This is a genomic window from Sphingobium psychrophilum (assembly GCF_012927105.1).
In the GTDB taxonomy this organism is placed as follows: Bacteria; Pseudomonadota; Alphaproteobacteria; order Sphingomonadales; family Sphingomonadaceae; genus Sphingobium; species Sphingobium psychrophilum.
In genome coordinates, this window is sequence record NZ_JABBFV010000024.1 from 21,938 (window position 1) to 43,865 (window position 21,928).

Here is a 21,928-nt window from a genome sequence, read left to right on the forward strand (position 1 = left end):
GCGGCCATGATGACAAATTCATGGCGGCGGGCAGCAGCTTATGCCGCAATGACTCGCATTAGAACCAGAAGCGGATGCCCATCACCAGGCTGGTGGCCGACGCCCCTTCCCCCGCGGCGCGGGCGTAGCGCGCGGTATCGCCAAAGCTGCGTTCCCAATGGACGCCGACATAGGGCGCAAATTCGCGGGCCAATTCGTAACGCAGGCGCAGGCCGAGTTCGATGGTGGAGAGGCCGGAGCCGATGCCCAGTTCCGGCACGTCCTGCGCGGCGATATTCACTTCGGCCGCGGGTTGCAGGACGAGGCGCTGGGTGATGCGCTGGTCGTAGCTGCCCTCGACCCGGACATGGGCGTCGCCCTTGTCGGACAGGAAGGCCTGCGCCTCCAGTTCGAACCAATAGGGGGCGAGGCCTTCGATGCCGATCGTGGCGTAGGTGCGCTGGGGCTGGGGACGGAAATCCTGGCGGACGCCCGCGACGAGGTTCCACCAGGGATCGATCGCGCGGCTGTAGAGCGCCTGGAGTTCGGCGCTTTCGAGCAGACCGTCGACGTCCCCCTCCCCTTCCGACTTGATGGCGAGGCGGTTGATGTCGCCGCCGATCCAGCCTTCGCCTTCCCAGGCATAGCCGTCCGCGCCCTTTTGCGCGCGATATTCGAGGCGGTCGAGCATGAGTTTGGAGAAGGTCATGCCGCCGCTTTCCTTCAGCATGGCGGCGCGGGCGCGGGCCATGGTGGCGGGATCGTAAAAGGCTTCGGCGGCGCGGTCGGTCGGGACCGGGGGAGCGACGCCTTTGGGCACGCCATCGTCCGATGCGGGCATGGTGTGGCCGGCATGGGGATTGACCGGTTCCGCTGGCGCGGGGACGCTATGACCCGCATGTGGATCGACAGGTTCGGCGGCTGTTGGCGCGGCTTCCGCCTGCGGCATTTGGTGAACGCTATGGTCCATCTGGCCATGGTCTTGGGCGATTGCGGGCGTTGCGATGCCGACGAGCAGGGCGGCGGCGGCGAGCAGGCGCTTCATGCTGCGTCCTCCGCGGGGCGGACCGTGACGACGCGCATCATCCCGGTGTGCATATGCATCAGCATATGACAGTGGAAGGCCCAGTCGCCCAGGGCATCGGCGGTCAGGTCGAAGCTGATCTTGCCGCCGGGCAGGACGTTGACCGTATGCTTGCGCGGATTGTGGGTGGGATCGTCGCCGGTCAGCAATTGGAAGAAATGACCGTGGATATGGATGGGGTGCGGCATCATCGTGTCGTTGATGAGGGTGATGCGGACCCGCTCGTTGTGGCGGAAGGCGATGGGGTCCGCGCCGTCGGACAGCTTCACCCCGTCGAAGGACCACATATAGCGTTCCATATTCGCGGTCAGGTGGATGTCGAGCGAGCGGGTGGGCGTGCGGATGTCCTGATTGGGTTCGAGCGACCGCAGATCGGCATAGGTGAGGACGCGATGATCGACATCCTCCAGCCCCGTCGGTCGGTCTGCGGTGCGATCGGCGGGCATGGAGGAGAGGGTCGCGACGCCCGGTCCCATGGGAACTTCGGGGGCAGCCGAGGGGTCGAGCATCTTCATACTATGGCCGGACATGCTGTCATTGGCGGGCTGGCTTAGGTCGATGACGCCCCCCTGCCCCATGTCCATGCCCGCCATGTCCATGCCCATGTCCTTCATGGTGAGCAGCGGGCGCTGGCGAAGGTCGGGGATCGGCGCGACCATGCCGATCTGCGGCGCGAGCGTGGCGCGGACCTGGCCGGAGCGGTCGATGGCTTCGGCGATCAGACCATAGGCTTTCGCTTCGGTCGGCTGGACGATGACGTCATAGGTTTCGGCGATGCCGATCTGAAACTCGTCCGTCTCGACCGGCTGGACATGCTGGCCGTCGCACTGGACCACGGTCATGGGAAGGCCGGGCAGGCGGACGTTGAAATTGGTCATGGCCGATGCGTTGATGATGCGCAGGCGGACGCGCTCGCCGGGCGTGAACAGGCCGGTCCAGTTTTCGGGCGTGCCATGACCGTTGATGAGGAAGCTGTAGGTGGAGCCGGTGACATCGGAAATGTCGGTCGGGTCCATGCGCATCTTGCCCCAGTCCATCCGGTCCCTGAGCGGCTGGTCCTTCCCCGCGAGCAGGCCGGCAAGCGTTTGGCGCTGAAAATTATGGTATCCGCCCATTTGCTTGAGGCGTTTGAGCAGGACATGCGGATGCACCGGCGACCAGTCGGCCAGCACGATCACATGTTCGCGGGTGGCCTGCACCGGATCGACGCCGGCGGGATCGATGACGATCGGGCCATAATGACCCATCGCCTCCTGCATGCCCGAATGGCTGTGATACCAGTAGGTGCCGGACTGGCGGATGGGGAAGTCGTAGGTGAAGGTTTCGCCGGGACGGATGCCGGGGAAGCTGACGCCGGGCACGCCGTCCATCTGGAAGGGGACGATCAGGCCGTGCCAGTGGATCGAGGTGTCTTCCTTCAGGCTGTTGGTGACGGCGAGTTGGACGCGCTGCCCTTCCTTCAGGCGGATCAGCGGCGCGGGAACGGTGCCGTTGATCGTGATCGCATGGGCGGACCGGCCCCCGGTGCCGAAATGGCTTTCCCCCACGGTCAGGGCGATACGATCGCCCGACAGGACGCCCGGTGCGGGGCGGAGGCCCGGCGTGCCGCTTTGCGCCCAGGCGGGGAAGGCGCCCGCAAGGCTGAGCGCCGCGGCGCTTTTGATGAGGGTGCGGCGGTCGAGGGCGATGGGTGTCGTCATGCCCTGTCATACGCGGGTGGGCTGCTAATCCCTCAAAATTTCGGTCAATTTCGCGCGGGCGCGATAGAGGCGGGTTTCGACCGCTTTTTGCGTGACGCCCAGCACCTGCGCCGCCTCCGCCTGGCTCATCTGTTCGATGGTGCGGAGGAGAAGGACGTCCTTGAGATTGGCGGGCAGCGTTGCGATGGCGGCGTTTATGCGGGCGACTTCACGGTGCGAGTGGGCGGCTTCCTCCGGCGTGGCGTCGGACGCGGCGATTTCGAGCGCGTCGTCGAGCGGCTTGGCGAAGGCGAAGAAGCGGCGGACGGCGCGGCGGCGCGCCCAATCGCGACATTTGTTAAGCGCGATGCGGGCGATCCAGATACGGAACGGGCGGGCGCCGTCATAGCGGGCGAGCGCGGCGAAGGCGGCGACGAATGTTTCCTGCGTGATGTCGAGCGCTTCGTCGCCATCGCCGACATGGCCGCGGGCGAGGCGATAGACGGCGTCGCGGTGCCGCGCCATCAGCGCGCCATAGGCCGCCTGATGGCCCGCCAGCGCACTGGCGGCAAGCGTCCGGTCGTCGGGTTCGGGATGACTCACCTTATCGGGTTGTCTGGGCGGGCTGGGTCAGCGCCTTGACGATGGCGGCGTCGAACTGGGCCGCCTGATCGGGCCGCAGCACGCCGCGCATCGCAAAGATATGCTGGAGCGTTTCCTTTTGCAGTTGGCCCATCACATGATGCGAGCGGTCGACCGCTTCAGCCACTTTGGGGCCATAGCCATGTTCGCCCTCTATCGCGGCGGCGAGTCGTTCATTGTCGGCGCGCATTTCCGCCTCCAGCGCTTCGCGGCGAGTGGCGAAAGCGGCCTCCAGTGCGTGGATGCGCTGTTCTTGCGTAGCGTCGAGGGTCAGCCGCTGATGCAGCAGGGCATGGACTTCGCTTTCCACCCGCGGCGCGGGCGCGAGCCAGGTGCGCGCGACCAGCACCGCCGCCAGCGCGGCGGCGAAAGCGACCAGCGCCACCAGCGCATAGCGGCGAACTGTCATTGGCCGAGCAGGCGTGATGGCGCATAGTCGGACATGCCGATCGGCATGGGCGCGGCTTGCGCGGGTGCGGCGGGCAGGATGCTGCCGGCCCAGCCGATGCCGACCGCCAGCAGGCCAGCGAGCGCCAGACTGCGCCGCGCCGTGATCTGGTCGCGCCTTTGGGCAAGCCCGGCCATCACGGCGGCGTCCATGTCCGCCAGCCGCGCATCGGTTGGCATCGCCCGCGCCGTCGCCAGCAACTCATCCAGATCGGTCATCATAGTCTCCATCCTCATCCCGCATACGCGCGGGGGACGTGCATCCCTCATCGGATGAGGCAAAAAAATTATGCGCATGGGTCGAGGGGTCCGGCAAGTCCATGCGTAATGCCCCGTAACGCCCATTGTTGGAGACATTGCCATGAACCGTTATTTCCTGACCGTCGCCGCTTGCGCGCTGGCGCTGCCAGGCGTCGCGAGCGCGCACAGCAAGCTGGTGGCGTCCACCCCGGCCGCCAATGCGACGGTAGCCAAGCCGACCAAGTTGACCCTGACCTTTTCGGAAACATTCCTGGCACCGATGAGCGGCGCGGAACTGGTCATGACCGGGATGCCCGGCATGAGCGACCATCCCGCCATGCCGATCAAGGGTTTCAAGACCGCGGTCGAGGGCAAGACCATGACGCTGACCTTCCCCCGCGCGCTGCCCCCCGGCAGCTATGACCTGAAATGGCATATCGTGGGCGCGGACCAGCACAAGATGGAAGGCGGTTACAGCTTCAAGGTCAAGTAATGACCGAGGGGGCTTGGATCGGGGCGCGGTTTGCGTTGATGATCGACCTCTCCCTGCTCATGGGCCTGCCGCTGTTCTGGTGGGTGATGGGCATGGCGGGGCGGCGGGGCGTTCTGGCGGCGCTGGCGCTGGGGGGCATGGCGCTGTCTGCGCTATGGCTGATGGCGAGCGTGGCGGCGATGACCGGCACGCCGATCGCGACCCCGGAATGGGCCAGCACGCAGATTTTGCTGACCATGACGCCGATCGGCCCGGTGCTGGCGGTGCGCGGCGGCGCGTTGCTGCTGGCGCTGGTGTTTGCGGAATTGAACCGCCCTCGCCTGACCCTGATCCCCGCCGCCGTCGCGGCGGCGACGCTGGCCTGGACGGGTCATGCGGGCGCGACCGAGGATATGGCCGGGACTGTGCATCGGGTCGCCGATGTCGCCCATATCTGGGCGGCGGCGGGGTGGATCGGGGCACTGGCGGTGCTGGTGCACGCTATGATGACGCTGCGGCCGACGACGGCGGAGATGCGGCGCGTCGCCAAGATGCTGTCGCGTTTTGCGCTGATGGGGACGCTGATCGTGGCGACTTTGCTGGTCAGCGGGGCGATCAATGGCGTGATGATCGTGGGGCTGGCGCAATTGCCGGATCTGGCGGGGAGCCTTTATGGGTGGCTGCTGGGCGCGAAGCTGGCGCTGTTCGGGGTGATGCTGGGGCTGGCGGGATGGAACCGTTGGCGTCTGACACCCCTGCTGGAGAGCGGGACGCCGCAGCGCGCGGTCGCGCATCTGCAGCTGTCGCTGCTGGCGGAAACAAGCGCGGCTGTCGGCATTATCGGGCTGGTGGCGTGGCTGGGAACGCTCGATCCGATGGGGTGAGCGATCATCATGCGCGCGCAATGACGGATCAGGTCAGGCCGGGCGGTAGATGCAATAGACTTTCTTCACGTCGACCTGGCTGTCCCAGCTACAGGCGGCGCCCTGCTCCACCAGGAAAATATCGCCCTTGTCGAACGTGCCTTTCGCGCCGGCTTCGTCAATGAAGGTCACGCTGCCGTCGAGCAGATACATCAGCTCATAATGGCGATAGACCATGGCGCGGCGATAATAGGGGGTCGAATCCCAAGTGCCGACCATGAACTCGCCGTCCGTTGATTTATAATCGCCATGGTTGCGGCATTGCGGGGTCGGGCCGACCAGCAATTCGGCGAGCGGCGCGCCCGACGGTTCGAGCGGGGCGTCGGTATCGACCGGGATGATCGCGCCGTCGCCGGCCGGGCCGCCGGTGCGGCGCATGAACAGCAGGCGGGTATCGGTGTCGGTCGACCAGGTGAAGGCCGCGCCGTCGCGCAGTAGCAGGCTATCGCCTTCGCTGAGCATGAAGGCTGTGTCGCCCTGTTCGATGCGCAATGCGCCCGATTCCAAGATTATAAACTCTTCGGCGGCAAGCGCCGTGACTTCGCCTGCGCCCTGCGGCAGCGCGATGAGGCCGACGCTGATCGGCCCTTCCGCCAGCGGCAGGTCTGCGCGCGCGGTGAGGAAGGGATCGGCCGACGGCGCGGCGGCCACGGCATCGGCCGCCCAGGCGCGCAGGTCGATGAAGGAACGGGTGCGGGTTTGGGTGGCGGTGCTGGTCATGCCGGCCTTCCTTGGATGGGATGAAGTCCGACAGGATATCCGGTGCGCGCGGCACTATGCGCCAAGAGCGCCGGGCGGGACCGTGCGCCCTGCCGTTTGCCGCGTCCCGCGCCGCTACAACTGCCGCAGCGCGCGCGCAGGGCGGACCGACATGAGCGGAATCGCGCCGGCAAGGCCTATGCCCAGCGTCAACAGCGCGCCACCGGCCAGCGTCGCGAGCACGATGGGCCAGTCAGGCGACCAGCTAAATTCGAAGATGCGCACGATGACGAACCATGCGGCCGTCGTGCCGAGCGCCAGCGCAACGAGCGCCAGCATGGAGGCGAGCAGGCCATATTCGAGCGCCTGGCCGCCCAATATCTGCCAGCGGGTTGCGCCCAGCGTCTTCAATATCACGCTGTCATAGCTGCGCGCCTGGCGCGAGGCGGCGATCGCGCCGACCAGCACGGCGATGCCAGCGAGGACGGCTACCGAGGCGGCGGCGACGATGGCGCGCGACATTTGCGTCATGATCGTGCCGACTTGGTCGATAACGTCGCCCACCGCAATCACCGATATGCCGGGGAAGGCCGACAGAAGCGCGCGCGTCATGGCGCCGTCGTGGCGCACGTCCATGGTGATGGTAGCGGTCATGCTGTGCGGCGCGGCCGCCAGCGCGTTGGGCGAGAAGACCAGGATATAGTTGAAGCCCATCGTGTCCCAGTTGACCTTGCGCAGGGAGGCGATGCGCGCGGTGATTTCGCGGCCAAGTACGCTGACTGTCAGCGTGTCGCCGATGCCGATGTTCATGACCTTCGCCGCTTCTTCATCGAGCGAGACGAGCGGCGGGCCGGTATAGTCGCGCGGCCACCATTGGCCGGCGGTCAGATCGCTGCCCTGCGGGAGGACGGCGCTGTAGGTGACGCCACGTTCGCCGCGCAGGAACCAGGCGCCTTCGGGCAGTTCCTGTAAATCGGCGACCCGTTGCGCGCCATAGGCGACGATCGTGCCACGCAGCGATGGGACGATGTTGAGTTGCGCTTCGGGCGCTTGTTTGAGGGCGATGGTGCGGAAGCGGTCGACTTGGCGCGACGGAATGTCGAGGACGAACTGGTTGGGCGCCTTGTCCGGCACGACGTTGCGGATTTCGCTGTCGAGGCTGGTCTGGATGCCCGCCAGCGTCACGAACAGGGTGAGGGCAAGGCCCAGCGCCACGATGAGCGCGGCGGTCTGCGCGCCGGGGCGGTGGAGATTGGCGAGCGCGAGACGCAGCAGCGGACGACGCGGGCGCGGGGCGATAAGGGCGAGGCGACGGACCGTCCAGCCGAGGCCCAGCAGTAGAAGCAAGACGGCGGCGGTCGCGCCGAGGACGGCGGCGGAGAAGAGCGGTTCGCGCGCGGTCAGCAGCGCGAGGGCGACGAGCAAAGCCCCTGCCCCGCCCATGGCGGCGAGGCTGCGGCGGTCGATGCCGTTGCCGCTTTCCACCGCGCCTCGGAAGATGGCGGCGGCCGGCTGTGTGCGGGCACGGCCGAGCGGCGGGAAGGTGAAGAGGAAGGCGATCAGCAGGCCATAGGCGGCGCTGGTCAACAGAGGTAAAGGATGGAGGCGGAAGCCGGGGCTGACCGGCAGGACGTCGCCCGCCAGCGCGACGATGAGCGGCGGGAGAAGCGCGCCGACGATCAGGCCGGTAACGATGCCGAGCACAGCCACCGCGCCGACCTGCATCCGGTAGATGCGGCCGATATCGGTCGAGGTTGCGCCCAGCACTTTCAAGGTCGCGATGCCGCCGCGCTTGGCGGCGAGATAGGAGGCGACGCCATTGCTGACGCCGATGCCGGCGATGACGAGCGCGGCGAGCCCGATAAGCGACAGGAACTGCCCCATCCGATCGATGAAGCGGTTGGCGCCGGGGGCGGCGCGGTCGCGATCCTTCAAGGTCCAGCCGTCCGCCTCATGCGCCTTTTCAAGATCGGCGCGCACGGTAGCGGCGTCGAAGCGGGGCGCGAGGCGGATGCGATATTTGCTGGAATAGAGGCTGCCCGGCTGGATCAGGCCGGTTCGGCGCAGGCCGTCGAGCGACGCGATGGCGACCGGACCAAGGGTGAAGCCTTCGCCCAGGCGATCGGGTTCGTCAGCGATGATGGCCGCAACGGTGAAGCTGGCGGTGCCGTAACGTAGCCGATCGCCGGGACGCAGGTTCAGCCGATCGGCCAGGGCATCGCCGATCAGGATATGGTCGGGGTCGAGCGGGCGATAAGCGCCCTGCCGCAGCGCAAGCGTGCCATAAAGCGGATAGGCGACATCGACGCCCTTCAATTCGGTCAGCACGGCAGGCGGGGCGTCCCCCCTGCCCGTCCCGCTTGGCTGAATTTGGCCGTCACGCTGCGCCATGGCGCGCAGGCGGATGGTTTCGCTGAGCGTGCCGAGCTGGCGGAAGGCTTCCTTGTCACCAAGGCGCGCTTCACGCTGCGTCATGGCGATTTCGATGTCGCCGCCCAGCAACGTGCGGCCCCGGTCGCTCAATTCCTGCGTGATCGCGGCAGTCAGGCTGCCGATTGCGGCCAGCGTGGCGACGCCCAGGAACAGGCAGAGGAAGAGCAGCCGCAGCCCGCGAAAGCCCAGATGCAGGTCGCGCCGGGCGATGCGCCAGCTCGCGCCCCAGCCGATAGCGTTCATGCGGGGCGATCCGAAACGATGAGGCCGTCGCGCATTTCCACGATGCGGCCACAGCGTTCGGCAAGGACCGGATCATGGGTGATGATGACGAGGGTCGCGCCCGCCGCCCGCTGCCGTTCGAACAACAGGTCCATGATGGTGGCGCCGGTCGTGACGTCGAGATTGCCGGTCGGTTCGTCGGCGAAGATCAGGGTCGGCCGCGGGGCGACGGCGCGGGCGATGGCGACGCGCTGCTGCTCGCCGCCGGACAATTGTGCGGGATAATGATCGAGCCGGTGGCCAAGGCCCACGGCGCGCAATTCGTCCGCCGCGCGATCAAAGGCATCGGCATGGCCGGCCAGTTCGAGCGGCACGGCGACATTTTCATGTGCGGTCATGGTGGGGAGCAGGTGGAAGCTTTGCAGGATGATGCCGATGCGGCCGCGCCGCGCGCGGGCCAGCGCATCTTCGTCCAGTGCGCCGAAATCCACGCCGCCCACGCTGACGCTGCCGCCCGTGGCCCGTTCCAAACCCGACAATACCGCCATCAGCGAGCTTTTGCCGGATCCCGATGCACCGAGGATCGCCAGGCTTTCGCCGCGCAATATGGTAAGATCGACACCCTTGAGGATCGCCACCGGCGCATCGCGCGTTCCAAGCGAAAGGGTGACATCCTGCGCGCGGATCGCGATAGTGGCGGGATCGATGGGCAAATGCATGAAGAAGGAGCGCTCCTTGGCGGGCAGGTGGATGCAATATGGGGCGTTGGCGCTGATTGTCCAACTGGCGGTGGCTTGTTCGGATAAAACAGCTGCGCCGGCCCCGGTCGGGGATGACAGGCCGGTCGCCAACGCCGCCGTCGCGGCGACACCCGCGGCGGACGAGCGGCTGATCGTCGCGTTCGGGGACAGTCTTTATGCCGGCTATAATCTGGACCAGGACAAGGGGCTGGCGCCGGTCTTGGAAGCGGCACTCAAGGCACGCGGGGTGAAGGCGCGGGTCGTCAATGCCGGCGTGTCGGGGGATACGACCGCGGCGGGGCTGGCCCGGCTGGCCTTCACGCTGGACGGACTGCCACGCAAGCCCGACCTGATGCTAGTCGGGCTGGGCGGCAACGACATGCTGCGCGGGCTACCTCCAGCGGAGACGCGGACCAATTTGGACGCGATCCTGGCGGAGCTGAAAAAGCGTGGCATCCCGATCCTGCTGACGGGCATGCTGGCGTCGCCCAATATGGGGCCGGACTATGCCGCGGCGTTCAACCCCATATTTGCCGACATGGCGCGTAAATATGATGCGACGCTCTATCCGTTCATGCTGGATGGGGTGATTGGCGATCCGGTGCTGCAATTGCCCGACGGCATTCATCCCAACGACAAGGGCGTGGGCGTGATAGTGAGCAAGCTGGCGCCGGTGGTGGCTGGGGCATTGCCATCGTGACGGACCGGATCAGGGTTGGTCTAATCGGCTATGGCATGGCGGGGCGCGTGTTTCATGCGCCGTTGATCCAGGCTGCGCCTGGACTGGAGTTGGCGGCGATCGTCACCAGCCGGGCCGAGGAGGTCGCGGCGCTCGATCCGGCGATCCGTTGCGTGGCAAGCGCCAACGATCTGCTGGCCGACCCGTGGATACAAGCGGTGGCGGTTGCGACACCGAGTGCGACACATGCAGCGATTGCGGCGGATGCGCTGCGGGCGGGCAAGCATGTGGTGGTGGACAAGCCCTTTGCCCTGTCGCTGGACGAGGCACGCGCGCTGGCGGCGCTGGCCCGAAGCAGCGGGCGGCAATTGGCGGTGTTTCACAATCGTCGGTTCGACAGCGATTATCTGAGCATCCGGGCGGCGATAGAGGAAGGCCTGGTTGGACGGGTCGCCCATTTCGAGTCGCATTTCGACCGGTTCCGGCCGGAAGTGCGCGACCGCTGGCGCGAGGATGGGTCGGCAGGATCGGGGGTATGGTTCGACCTGGGACCGCATCTGGTCGATCAGGCACTGGCGCTGTTCGGGCGGCCGCTGGCGGTGAGCGCCGATATCGTTGCGCTGCGCCCCGGATCGGGCGCGGACGATTGGGCGCATGTGGTGCTGCGCTATGACGGGATGCGCGCTGTCCTGCACGCCAGCCTGAATGCGCCCGATGATGGCAGCGGTGGCAGTCCGCGCTTTGCCGTGCATGGGGACAAGGGATCGCTCATCAAGCGGCGGCTCGATCCGCAGGAGTCGCAGTTGATCGCGGGCAAGCGGCCGGGTGACGCGGGATGGGGCGTCGATCCCGATCCGGTCGAAGTGCATGACGGTGCGGGCGGGATGACGCTGCGGTCGGCGGCGACGGGATGCCAGGAGCGATTTTACCGGCAACTGGCCGATGCATGGGCCAGCGGAAGCGCGGCGCCGATTTCACTGGACGAGGCGGTGGCGGTGCAGGAAGTCATCGAGGCGGCGTTGGTGTCGGCGCGCGAGGACCGGGTCGTGGCGCTGCCGCTGCCCTGAAGGAATGGAGAATAGGACATGGCTTTGCCCTTGCGCGTTTTGCTGTTGGTCGCTGCCCTGACAGCGCCTGTCGCCAGTGCGCGGGCCGACGCGGCACCGGTGGTGACGATCGCGGACGGTGCGCTGCGCGGGGTAAGCGAAGAGGGAATAGTCGCCTTTAAGGGCATTCCCTTTGCCGCGCCGCCGGTGGGCGACCTTCGCTGGCGCGCGCCGCAGCCGGTAATCCGCTGGCAGGGGGTGCGCGATGCCAGCCTCTATGGCCATGACTGTATGCAGCTTCCCTTTCCCAGCGACGCCGCGCCGCTCGGTACGCCGCCGGCGGAAGATTGCCTTTCTATGAATCTGTGGAAGCCGCAGGGGCGAACCGCCAAGCTGCCGGTGATGGTGTGGATTTATGGTGGCGGTTTCGTCAATGGCGGGTCGTCGCCGCCAACCTATGCGGGGACGGCGCTGGCCCGGCAGGGCATCATGGTGGTCAGCTTCAACTATCGGCTGGGACGCTTTGGCACGTTTGCCCACCCTGCGCTGACCAAGGCAAATGCGGACGGCGGACGGCAAGCCAATTATGGCTATATGGACCAGATCGCGGCGCTGCGCTGGGTGCGGGACAATATCGCCGCGTTTGGTGGCGACCCCGGCAATGTCACCATTATCGGCGAGAGCGCGGGCGGCATGTCGGTCCATGCGCTACTGACGTCGCCCATGGCGCAGGGCCTGTTCCACAAGGCGGTGATCCAGTCGGGTGGGCCGATGCCGATGGGCGACTCCACGCTGGCGGCGGCAGAGGCGACTGGCGCGGCGTTCGGGCAGAAGAAGGGTATAGCGCCCGACGATCCCAAGGCACTGACGAAATTGCGAGCGTTGCCTGCCGATGCCGTGGTGGACGGGCTGAACCTGGCGGCGCTGTTTGCGGCCGGCCCGCGCACCCATAGCAGCCCGATCGCCGACGGCCGGGTCGCGGTCGACAGCCTGGTTGCCTATCAGGCGGGCCGCTTCGCCAAGGTGCCGGTGATGATCGGCGCGACCAGCGACGATATTGGCGGGCGGACCGGGCCGATGGTGACGGGCGCCCGCACGATGGCGCAGCTATTTGCGCAGGCAGGCATACCGACCTATCATTATCGCTTCTCCTATGTCGCACAGGCGCTGCGGACCGCGGCGACGAAGGGCGCGGGTCATGCCAGCGAAATCCCCTATTTCTTCGATACGGTCGCGGTGAAATATGGCGCCGCGACCACGGACACGGATCGCGGGATCGGCCGAATCAGCAGTCGCTATCTGGTCAATTTCGTCCAGACGGGCGATCCCAATGGCGATGGGTTACCAGGCTGGCGACGCTATGATCCCGCCGCGCCCGAGATGATGGATATCGGTGCGGAGGAGAGCGCAAGGGCGGTCGCCGATCGCTGAGATGGGCGCTATGCAACGTGCTATCACCACCAATCGATCGTGCTTTCGGAATCGTTTCGGCGTGTTATCAGACAGTGATGAACGTGTGATCGGATTGTGGGGTTTAGTGCCGAATCGCCTCATTTTGCGGGTTTTGGACCCTGTGGCAGGCGGTTAACCCCTCTAATCCCTCAGTAAAATCCCTAAAGCCCCGTCTCCCCACAGCACCTGCTGTGGTTAGAGGTTGAAGGGCTATCAGCTGGCTCCAATCCATTCTCCTCGCGCCCTGCCCCATGGTTGTCTTTTGATGCACCGCAGCAGAGGAAGAACGCTTTCATGGAGCTGCTTATCCTGCGGTTTGACTTCCGGTGGGGATTGAGCGCATAAAACGCCAACCAGTTTATCGTCATGATTCGGTTATGAGGGGCGCCATGTCGTTTACCGTCAACACGCTGCGCAACGTCACGACGGCATGCCAGCAAATGCGCGATCATATCAAGACGATCGTGTTCCGTCCCGACGCGCATAAAACGCTCGACATCACATTCGGCCCGACCGTCGCCGCTGAATTGATCGGGCGCACGCCGGAGGCTCTGGCCAAGGCGGAATCCAAGGGACGCCTGCCCCAGCCCAAACAACTGCCCAATGGCCGCCGCTACTATACGCTGGAAGACCTGACCCAGATTCGTGAAGCGCTGGGCATCCATGTCGGCAAGCAACCGGACGAGGATGCAGTCGTGCTGGCGGTGCAGAATTTCAAGGGCGGCGTCGGCAAGAGCACGATCACGAAGCATCTGGCGGATTATCTGGCGCTGCATGGCTATCGTGTTTTGGTGATCGATTGCGATCCGCAGGCATCGACGACCACCATGTTCGACATTCAGCCCGAAACGCTGATCGACGATGACCAGACGCTGGGCGCGTTCCTGTCGCCGCGCAGCACCTTCAGCAATTTTGCCGAAACGATCCGCGATACGCCCTGGCCAACGATCAAGATCGTGCCGTCCAGCCTGGGGCTTCAGGATGCGGAATGGGATTTGACGTCCACCCTGCGCGAAGGCGGGCAGGCGGTGCGAGAGAGTTTGCAAGCCCTGCGCATCGGCATTGCCAGCGTGACTAAGGATTTCGACGTCATCCTGCTCGATCCGCCACCAGCCATGGGCTTTCTGGGCCTCAATGTGATGGCGGCGGCGACCGGATTGCTAATCCCGGTGCCGGCGCGCCAGCTCGATTATCTGTCGACCATCCATTTCATGGACACCATCGCGGACAATATCGAGATCCTCGAACAAAATGGCACGCCGGTCAATTACGGCTTCATCCGCGTCGTATGTTCTACCTTTTCGCCCAGCAAGCCCGGCGAGAATGACATGTGGCGGATCATGCAGGCAACCTATGCCGGGCTGTTACTGGGGCAACCCATATTGGCTTCCGAGGAAATCAAGAACGCGACGCAGGCATTCCGATCCATTTATGAATCCAAGCCGTCAGCCTCGCACCAGACCTATACGCGATGCCGCGACAATCTGGACGCCGTGTTCGGCGAAGTCGTTCAGCAAATCAGGCAGCAATGGTCATCGACCAGCCTGACCGGTACGGACGCCAGCGTGAGTGTCGCGGCATGAGCCGGCGGTCACTGATCAGCGAAGCACTGGCCGCTGTTGCCAACGAGCCGACGCCGCTTGCGCCCACAGAGGCGGAAGCGACAGCAGCGGCCGGGCGCGTCAATTTCACTAACAAGCGTCTGGAAGCCTTTGGCGAGGCGGCGCGGATCGTGAAGCGGCCGACCATCCGGTTGAAGCCCGCCGAATGTTCGATCTGGCCGGGCAATGCGCGCGACTATACGTTGCTGGACGAGCATCGGCTGCGCAGCCTGATCGATTCGGTGCTGGCGGAAGGCGGCAACCGTATTCCCGCGGTGGTGCGGCGCACGCCTAATGGCCCCCTGCCCTATGAACTGGTGACGGGGACGCGGCGGCACTGGGCGATCAACTGGCTCAACAGCAATCATTATCCCGACATCGACCTGATCGCCATCATCGAGGATCTGGACGATGAGGCGGCGTTTCGGCTGGCCGACATCGAAAATCGCGAGCGGGAAGATATTTCCGACCTGGAGCGGGGCGTCAATTACAAGGCGGCCGTCGATCGCTTCTACGGCGGCGTTCAGTTGCGGATGGCCGAGCGGCTGAAAATCTCCAAGTCGCAATTGTCACGCTATATCGCCTTAACCGAGATCCCGCCCTTCCTGGTCAGCGCTTTCCATTCGCCGATGGATTTGCAGGCGAAATATGGCGAGCGGCTTTTGCCCTTGCTGCGTGATCCTGCAAGCCGGACGAAGCTGGAGGCGGCGGCCGAGCAGATCGCGTCGGAGCAGAGTTTCCGCCGGTCGGGCGATGAGCAGCCGATCGCAGGCGTCGAGGTGATGGGGCGATTGCTCAAGGCCGTGGCCGTGAAGGGGCGCGTGCAGAAGGCGTCGATCGCGGCCGGCAATGGCAAGGCAATCGGCGAGGTGGTGAAGGATCAACAGAAGATATTGACCCTGTCACTGACGCCGTCCGACCTGTCGACCGATGCAATATTGGAGGCGTTGCGTCCTGTGATCGATGCGGCACGTATTCGCGGCGTTAAACGGCGCTAACAGACGATCATGCAGGAGTGAAAAGCTGAAAATAGAGGAATAACCCTTATATTTCAGTTTGTTATTCGAAATTCCCCTTGGGGGGACAGCGGGAACGGGATGGTGCAGTGGGGAATGAGGGGGAACTTAAGACGGCGCTGAAGGAGCGCAAGGTCCAGTTCGAAATGTTCTTCACCCTGCCCGATTTCAGCGACATTTCGCTGCGTGACTATCAAGAGACGATGCAGCGTCCCTTCTTCAGCCTGGCGAAACGCAAGCGGGTGAAACCGATCGAATATGTCAGTCCCGACAAGTCGGTGACGGTCCATGTTTCCGCCAATCCGACTTATGGCATGGCGACGATCTGGGACGCGGACATCATGATCTATCTGGCGTCGCACCTGAATGAACTGCGCGAGCGCGGGCTGAACGATCTGTCTCCCGTCGTTCGGCTCCAACCCGGCGACCTGCTCAAGCGCATCTGTTGGGGCACCAGCGGCCGGGCCTATGAGCGGTTGGTGAGCGCGTTAGACCGGTTGCAGGCGACGACGATCAAGACCAACATCCGTGCGAGCGCAAAGAGCCGGGAAACGACCTTCTCCTGGATCGACAGCTATACCCATCTTGTGGACGAGCGCACGCAGCGATCGCTGGGCATGGAGATAACCCTGTCCAAATGGTTCTTCGACGGCGTAATGGACAAGCGTAACGTGCTCGCCATATCGCCGCTCTATTTCGAGATCACCAGCGGACTTGGCAAATGGCTCTATCGCGCGTCCCGCAAACATGCGGGTGGTAATGGTGCGGACGGCTTCGTCATCGGGTTCGAAACGCTGCACCAGAAGAGCGGCAGCGAAAGCAGCTATCCGGTGTTCAAGCGCAAGTTGCTCGACCTAGCCCGCACCAATGAGTTGCCAGACATCAGTCTGGAAGTCGTCAATGCCGATAGCCCGAAGCCCAAGATGCGCATGGTCATGCGCCGCCATATGGACGAGCGGGCCCGTGCCGGTCGTCGCGCGGCCCCTCTCCCTTCCCCTGCCCCGCCAGCGGCTGGTGATGACGCGATGATCGATCCGCGCCAAGCGATGAAGCTGATCGCGCAGGCGGCTGGTGGATTGCGCAGTCCGGGTGCGGACAAGAGCAAGGCGCGTCGCGCGCCAGTCATCACCGGCCGCGCCAGCGAGATACTGGATGCCGACGTCCATGCCGCAATCCGCAGCGAGTTTCCGGGCTGGGATTATGATGAGTTGATGCGCCGCTTCGATGCCTTCTTAGGCAGCAATCCGCATGAGCTGCCGCGGAACTATTCGAAGCGCTTTTATGGCTTCGTGAAGGAACATCATCGCCGCAATAAATATCAGCTTCGGTCCTGATATCTGCCCATCAACGTGTTTTCAGAATCACGTGTTTCGGACGGGCTATCTCCCAACTTGGCTTTGGATCAATTGTCCTGCCCCGCGGGCTGAGATCGATAATCGCAGGAAAAGCGTGCGTCTGACCGTCTTACTAAGCGGACGCTGGGTCGTGATGGCGGTAAGCTGCGATGGACATCTTCCGGGTCACTGCGATTCTGAAAACACGATGATCGCCTAAAAGTCGCTCAAACCTAACCCCTCCCCTTCTCCGCTATCGCCCACATTTCAATGCTGCGCGCGGACTGATGACCTGCGTCTAGCATGGTGAGATGTAGAGGTCGTGCTTAGACGTGCTTTTGGATATGCATCTTGGGGGTCGCGTAATTTGGTAAGCTGCATCGACATGGACCTTTCCAAACGGATGAGAGCGTGACCAAATCCCTTTGTAAGATCGAAGTCATCGTAGCTTCGGCGCGGGTCGCAGGGAGAGCGAGTCAATCAAACTTCAGCTGATAAAATTAGATCATCCACGAAGAACAAAACCGGAAAATTGGAATAGAGGCCCCAGGAGCGCCTTTGGGCGCTGCCATGCTCCTGGCACATTGTTCTATGTCGGTGGCGGCGCATCGCGTTCAGCGGCCTTCTGGCGAGGCTGAATTTTCAGTCTCTGGACCAAAAGTCGGCGCTGTCAGGGTCGGCAAGCGGGTCCGGCGCGGAGGCGGCATGGGTCGCATGGCTCACCGGGATTGCATAGGTCCGATAGCTGCTTTGCCCGGATCGCTCCAACAGCAATCCAGCAACGGTTGCGATGCCTAGTAATTTGATTGCGCCAGCTGAGGTCAGCCCCAGTTGATCGGCGACAAGTCGGCTGCTGATATAGGGACGCGACATCGCCATCATTAGCACGTCCTTCAGACGGCCGGGGCGACGGCGCGATGCGATATGGTTGGCTGCCCGATCCGCATATCCACGCAAGCGCGCTTCCTGATCGAGATGGTCGCTGGCGCCCAGGACGATGGCGCGAAGCCATAGCCGGTCGAACTGAGCCGGGTCAGCGATCTTCCACGCGGCAGCGCTGACCTGAAAGCCCAGAGCGACGAGGCCGCCGAAAGAGGCATCCCAACGGCCCGGACCATGGCGATCGCCGATCAGGAAGCTGGCCACGGCATCGCCCCGCCCGATCGGTGCGCAACGTCGCCACGCCAGCGCCAGGCGCGCGCCATGAAGCAGGGGCGGGGAGGGGGGCAGGGCGGCCGCTTCCTCCTGCCATCGCGCCACATGCTGTCGCACGTCGGCGAGCGGGAGGCCTGGGGGTGACCACGGACCAACATTGGCAGGGACATCATGCACGCCGAGCCAGTCGAGAAGGCCGTTGATGTCAGTCCGTAACGTATCCAGCGTTACCGGCGCGCCGACGGCCTGCCGCCAATGGGTAAGGTCGAAGGCCGCGCCGCCGATGCTGCCGCGGCCGTCGACCGTAAACGCACTCGCCTCGACCGATGTCGCATCGACCCATGCCAGGGCCTGGCGTTCGGCGATGAAGCTTCGTATCTTCCAGGGGCGGCGCACCGGACTCAGTCGCCGGCGCTCCTCGATCCGCGCCAATGTGGTTTGAGCGTCAGCATAGAGTGACAGAATGCTGGTATCGCCCATCGCGTCACCGTCCAAATTTTCGCCTAGCAGCGGCATATGCATGAATATCATTACCTATAAAATATACAGCTAAATCAATTATATATGATGATATACTAAACGATATATTCCTTTTAGATAGTCTAGTTCTACATCGAATTTTGCTGGCCGCCAATCCTTCATCTTTCGGACCGATTGGCGTGCGCGCGCGACGCGCCTATGGCGGGTGCATGTCCATCGCCATCCTCTTGGCCATGCTGTACGCCGCGTTGCTGTTTGGTGGCGCGGCGCTGGCCCATCGCTATCGCGCCCGTCTGAGTGGATCGCGTTGGCGTATCCATGCCTATGGCCTGGCGTTGGCCGTCTATTGCACCAGCTGGACCTATTTCGGCGCGGTCGGGAGCGCGGCGACCGGGGGATGGGATTATCTGCCCATCTATCTGGGACCGGCGCTGGTGATGGCGTTGGGTGGGGGCTTCCTGCGGCGATTGCATGTCGAGGTGCATCGTGACGGCGCGACGTCGATCTCCGACTTCATCGGGTCGCGCTTCGGCAAGAGCCGGGCGATCGCGGCGCTGGTCACCATCATTCTGCTGTTCGGCACGATTCCCTATGTCGCGCTGCAGTTGCGATCGGTCGCCTTCAGCTTTGCGCTCGTGTCGCAGACGCCCGAAAGCACGGTGCCGCTGATCGGCGCATCGGCGGCGCTGGCGCTGTTCGCCATCCTGTTCGGCGCGCGGCGCTATCAGGTGGCGGGGCAAAATGAGGCGATCCTGTTCGTGGTCGCGACCGAATCCGTGTTGAAGCTGGTTGCCCTGCTGCTGGTCGCGGGGCTGGCCGGCTGGCTGCTGTGGACGATACCGCTGGGGCAGGTAGGGACGGGGATCGCGGTCTTTCGCAGCGGCTTTTCGCCCGGAAGGCTGGATGGGGATTTCGTCGTCACGACGCTGTTGTCGATGCTGACCATCATTTGCATGCCGCGGCACTTCTTCGTCAGCGTCATGGAAGCGCGCGGACCCGACGACATATTGCGGGCGCGCTGGGGGTTCATCGCCTATCTGCTCGTCACGGTGCTCGCGGTGTTGCCGATCGCCGCCGCGGGTATCGCGTTGCTGGACGATGGGGCCGCGCCGGACCTGTTCGTGCTCAGCCTGCCGCAGCATTTCGGCTTTCAGGGGTTGGCCTTGCTGGTTTTTTTCGGGGGTCTGTCCGCCGCGATGGCAATGGTCGTGACTGAGGTCGTCGCGATTTCCAGCATGATCTCCAACGACCTGTTCGCGCCTATCCTGCTGCGTCGTTCGACCGGTCGCACCCATATGGGCGAACGGCTGCTGTGGATACGGCGCACCGCGATCGTCGGGCTGGTCGCCGCCGCCACCCTCTACGCCATCGCGACGCCGTCGACGACCCGGCTGGCGTCGGTCGGACTGATCGCTTTCGTCGCGATCGCGCAATGCGCGCCTGCTCTGATTTTCGCTGTCTATCGGCCGCATAACGACGCGATGGCGGGCGGGGCGGGGCTGATGACCGGCTTTGCGATCTGGATGGGGACATTATTCCTGCCGGCGATCGATCTGATGCCCGACTGGCTTGACCGCTGGGATGGCGTAAACGCGGTGACGCTAGGCACGGTCATCAGCCTGGGCGGCAACATCTTGGCCTATCTGCTCGTGTCGGCGCGGGGCGTAGGGGTGGCGGCGCTGGTGCGGCAGCGGGGGATCGCGCCGATCGGGACGATCGCGGCGCTCAGCGACCTAGTGACGCGCTTCGTAGGCAGCGAGGCGGCCGCCGACGCCTTTGGCAGCCCGCATTCGGGGGACGGCAGGATCGACCGGACCAGCGCGCGCGTAGCAGAACGGTTGATCGGCAGCGTGGTGGGGGCGTCATCGGCGCGCGCGATCATGGCGTCGGCCATCTCCGGGCAGGGCATGGGCTTTGCCGATGTGGCGCAGATGCTGGATGCGTCGGGGCAGTCGCTGCATTTCTCGCAAGGGCTTCTCGCCGCGACGCTGGAGAATATCGATGTCGGGATCAGCGTGATCGACCGCGACCTGCGGCTGGTGGCGTGGAACAGCCGTTATCTCGATCTTTTTCGTTACGATAATGGAATGATACGGGTCGGCGTACCCGTTGCCGATTTGATCCGATTCAACGCGGAGCGGGGCGATTGCGGGCCGGGAGAAGTGGAAGACCATGTCGCCCGGCGGCTGGGCCATATGCGCAGCCGCAAGCCGCATAGTTTCGAGCGGCACCGGACCGATGGTCGCGTGATCAAGACGGTGGGTGGGGCGATGCCCGATGGCGGCTATGTCATGAGCTTCACCGACATCACGATCGAGGCGGAGGCGCGGGCCGCGACCGAGACGGCGCGGCGTGATCTGGAACAGGCGGTGGCGCAGCGCACGGCGCAGCTGTCCGACGTCAATACGCAACTGGCGACGGCGATGGCGGACAAGACGCGCTTCCTGGCGGCGGCGAGCCACGACCTGTTGCAACCGCTCCACGCCGCGATGCTGTTTTCGTCCGCGTTGCGCCGGCGGCTGGAGGAGCCGGAACGGGCGATGCTGGCGCGGCTCGACCGTTCGATCGAAGGTGCAAACGACCTGCTGCGCGCGCTGCTCGACATATCGAAGCTGGACGCGGGCGGGGTCACGCCGCAGCCGACGCGCTTTGCGGCGCGGCCGATGCTGGTCGATCTTGTCGAAAGCCTGCGGCCACTGGCGGCCGAAAAGGCACTGTCGCTGCGGGTCGGGGCGGGGGATGGCTGGGTTGAGACGGACCGATCGTTGCTGCGGTCGATCATCCAGAATTTCCTGAGCAACGCGATCCGCTATACCGATCGGGGCGGGATTATCGTGGCGGCGCGGCAGCGCGGGGACCAGATGCGGATCGAGGTGCGCGACAGCGGCATCGGCATTGCGGCCGACAAGCAGGACATCATCTTCCGCGAGTTCGAGCGGCTGGGGCAGGGAAGCGAGAATGGCATCGGCCTGGGGCTGGCGATCGTGGAGCGGTCCGCCGCGCTGATCGGGGCGAGGGTGGATGTGTGGTCGCAGGAGGGCAGGGGGAGTTGCTTTGCGATCGGCCTGCCGCGGGTTACGGCAGACGCGCCTGTCGCGGCGATAGCTGACATGGTGGTCGCGCGTGGTGCGGCCATCCTGCGGCTTCTGGTGGTGGACGACGACAGCGCCAATCGTGCGGCCATGCGCGCTGCGTTGGAGGCCATGGGCCATAGTTGCGTGACGGCGGCGGGGGAGGGGGAAGCCCTGGCCGCGACGGAGGTGTTTGACGGCGCGCTGGTGGATTTTGCGCTGGACGGGGTGCGTGACGGGATCGACCTGATCGACGCGCTATGGGCGCGACGGCCGGGCCTACCGGTGGCGCTGGTGACGGCAGAGCAGGGGGAAGCCATGCACAAGCGAGCGCGGCAGCGCGGCGTTGCGATACTGGCCAAGCCGCTGGGCGGTACGGTGCTGGACGACTGGCTCGCCGGTTTGGCGCGCGAAGGCCGCGCATAAGGCTGAATGATCCTGGCCAAGCCCTGCCGCGCGATACGGCACGCGGTAGGGTGGGCGGTTTGTTCTTCTACGCCCTCAAGAAGAAATCGGCTTCGACAGGTTCAGCCC

18 protein-coding genes are annotated in these 21,928 nt (G+C 64.7%); 9 read left to right on the forward strand and 9 right to left on the reverse strand.

The window, feature by feature from the left end:
* Positions 1-58: 58 nt before the first annotated feature.
* Genes HHL08_RS21555 through HHL08_RS21575 form a run of 5 tightly spaced genes read right to left on the reverse strand, consistent with a single transcriptional unit; the run spans position 59 to position 4,053 of the window.
* Positions 59-1,024 carry a copper resistance protein B gene (locus tag HHL08_RS21555; RefSeq protein WP_169575018.1) on the reverse strand — a complete coding sequence of 322 codons (966 nt, stop codon included), beginning with the start codon at positions 1,022-1,024 and terminating at the stop codon, positions 59-61.
* Positions 1,021-2,763, reverse strand: a complete 1,743-nt coding sequence (locus HHL08_RS21560; RefSeq protein WP_169575019.1) for a copper resistance system multicopper oxidase — start codon at positions 2,761-2,763, stop codon at positions 1,021-1,023. The genes HHL08_RS21555 and HHL08_RS21560 overlap by 4 nt, the downstream gene beginning before the upstream one ends.
* 24 nt (positions 2,764-2,787) lie before the next feature.
* Positions 2,788-3,345, reverse strand: a complete 558-nt coding sequence (locus tag HHL08_RS21565) for an RNA polymerase sigma factor (protein WP_169575020.1) — start codon at positions 3,343-3,345, stop codon at positions 2,788-2,790.
* A 1-nt stretch (position 3,346) separates the two neighbouring features.
* Entirely contained in the window at positions 3,347-3,793 is a 447-nt protein-coding gene (locus HHL08_RS21570) for a periplasmic heavy metal sensor (protein ID WP_169575021.1), read from the reverse strand.
* Positions 3,790-4,053 carry a hypothetical protein gene (locus HHL08_RS21575; protein WP_235955215.1) on the reverse strand — a complete coding sequence of 88 codons (264 nt, stop codon included), beginning with the start codon at positions 4,051-4,053 and terminating at the stop codon, positions 3,790-3,792. The genes HHL08_RS21570 and HHL08_RS21575 overlap by 4 nt, the downstream gene beginning before the upstream one ends.
* Positions 4,054-4,192: 139 nt before the next feature.
* Here HHL08_RS21575 and copC point away from each other — a divergent pair, with 139 nt between their 5' ends.
* On the forward strand, positions 4,193-4,564 hold the full coding sequence (copC, locus tag HHL08_RS21580) for a copper homeostasis periplasmic binding protein CopC (protein ID WP_169575022.1): 372 nt from the start codon (positions 4,193-4,195) through the stop codon (positions 4,562-4,564).
* Positions 4,564-5,427 carry a copper homeostasis membrane protein CopD gene (gene copD, locus HHL08_RS21585; RefSeq protein WP_169575023.1) on the forward strand — a complete coding sequence of 288 codons (864 nt, stop codon included), beginning with the start codon at positions 4,564-4,566 and terminating at the stop codon, positions 5,425-5,427. Before copC ends, copD begins: the two co-directional genes overlap by 1 nt.
* Before the next feature lie 33 nt (positions 5,428-5,460).
* Here copD and HHL08_RS21590 read toward each other — a convergent pair whose 3' ends face one another.
* The 3 genes from HHL08_RS21590 to HHL08_RS21600 form a co-directional block, all read right to left on the reverse strand.
* On the reverse strand, positions 5,461-6,186 hold the full coding sequence (locus HHL08_RS21590; protein WP_169575024.1) for a cupin domain-containing protein: 726 nt from the start codon (positions 6,184-6,186) through the stop codon (positions 5,461-5,463).
* Between the two features lie 114 nt (positions 6,187-6,300).
* A complete protein-coding gene (locus tag HHL08_RS21595; RefSeq protein WP_169575025.1) occupies positions 6,301-8,841 on the reverse strand; it encodes an ABC transporter permease in 2,541 nt (846 codons plus the stop codon).
* Positions 8,838-9,539 (reverse strand): ABC transporter ATP-binding protein, encoded by a 702-nt coding sequence (locus tag HHL08_RS21600; protein WP_169575026.1) that lies wholly within the window; start codon positions 9,537-9,539, stop codon positions 8,838-8,840. The genes HHL08_RS21595 and HHL08_RS21600 overlap by 4 nt, the downstream gene beginning before the upstream one ends.
* On the opposite strand from HHL08_RS21600, the gene HHL08_RS21605 reads away from it, so the two are divergent.
* The 6 genes from HHL08_RS21605 (at position 9,538) to HHL08_RS21630 (ending at position 16,688) form a co-directional block, all read left to right on the forward strand.
* Positions 9,538-10,260, forward strand: coding sequence for an arylesterase (locus tag HHL08_RS21605; protein WP_169575027.1), 723 nt, complete (start codon positions 9,538-9,540; stop codon positions 10,258-10,260). The genes HHL08_RS21600 and HHL08_RS21605 overlap by 2 nt on opposite strands.
* Positions 10,257-11,306, forward strand: a complete 1,050-nt coding sequence (locus HHL08_RS21610; protein WP_169575028.1) for an oxidoreductase — start codon at positions 10,257-10,259, stop codon at positions 11,304-11,306. Before HHL08_RS21605 ends, HHL08_RS21610 begins: the two co-directional genes overlap by 4 nt.
* Positions 11,307-11,324: 18 nt before the next feature.
* Positions 11,325-12,716: a carboxylesterase/lipase family protein gene (locus HHL08_RS21615; protein ID WP_169575029.1), complete on the forward strand. Its 1,392-nt coding sequence runs from the start codon at positions 11,325-11,327 to the stop codon at positions 12,714-12,716.
* A gap of 410 nt (positions 12,717-13,126) precedes the next feature.
* Positions 13,127-14,320 carry an AAA family ATPase gene (locus HHL08_RS21620; RefSeq protein WP_169575030.1) on the forward strand — a complete coding sequence of 398 codons (1,194 nt, stop codon included), beginning with the start codon at positions 13,127-13,129 and terminating at the stop codon, positions 14,318-14,320.
* Complete coding sequence (locus HHL08_RS21625) at positions 14,317-15,336, forward strand: ParB/RepB/Spo0J family partition protein (protein WP_169575031.1); 1,020 nt, start codon at positions 14,317-14,319, stop codon at positions 15,334-15,336. The genes HHL08_RS21620 and HHL08_RS21625 overlap by 4 nt, the downstream gene beginning before the upstream one ends.
* Before the next feature lie 164 nt (positions 15,337-15,500).
* Positions 15,501-16,688: a replication initiator protein A gene (locus tag HHL08_RS21630; RefSeq protein ID WP_169575055.1), complete on the forward strand. Its 1,188-nt coding sequence runs from the start codon at positions 15,501-15,503 to the stop codon at positions 16,686-16,688.
* A gap of 642 nt (positions 16,689-17,330) precedes the next feature.
* Here the strand turns inward: HHL08_RS21630 and HHL08_RS21635 are convergent.
* A complete protein-coding gene (locus tag HHL08_RS21635; RefSeq protein WP_169575032.1) occupies positions 17,331-18,323 on the reverse strand; it encodes a hypothetical protein in 993 nt (330 codons plus the stop codon).
* A gap of 209 nt (positions 18,324-18,532) precedes the next feature.
* Between HHL08_RS21635 and HHL08_RS21640 the strand changes: the two genes are divergently transcribed.
* Positions 18,533-21,820, forward strand: coding sequence for a hybrid sensor histidine kinase/response regulator (locus HHL08_RS21640; RefSeq protein WP_169575033.1), 3,288 nt, complete (start codon positions 18,533-18,535; stop codon positions 21,818-21,820).
* The last annotated feature ends 108 nt before the right edge of the window (positions 21,821-21,928 follow it).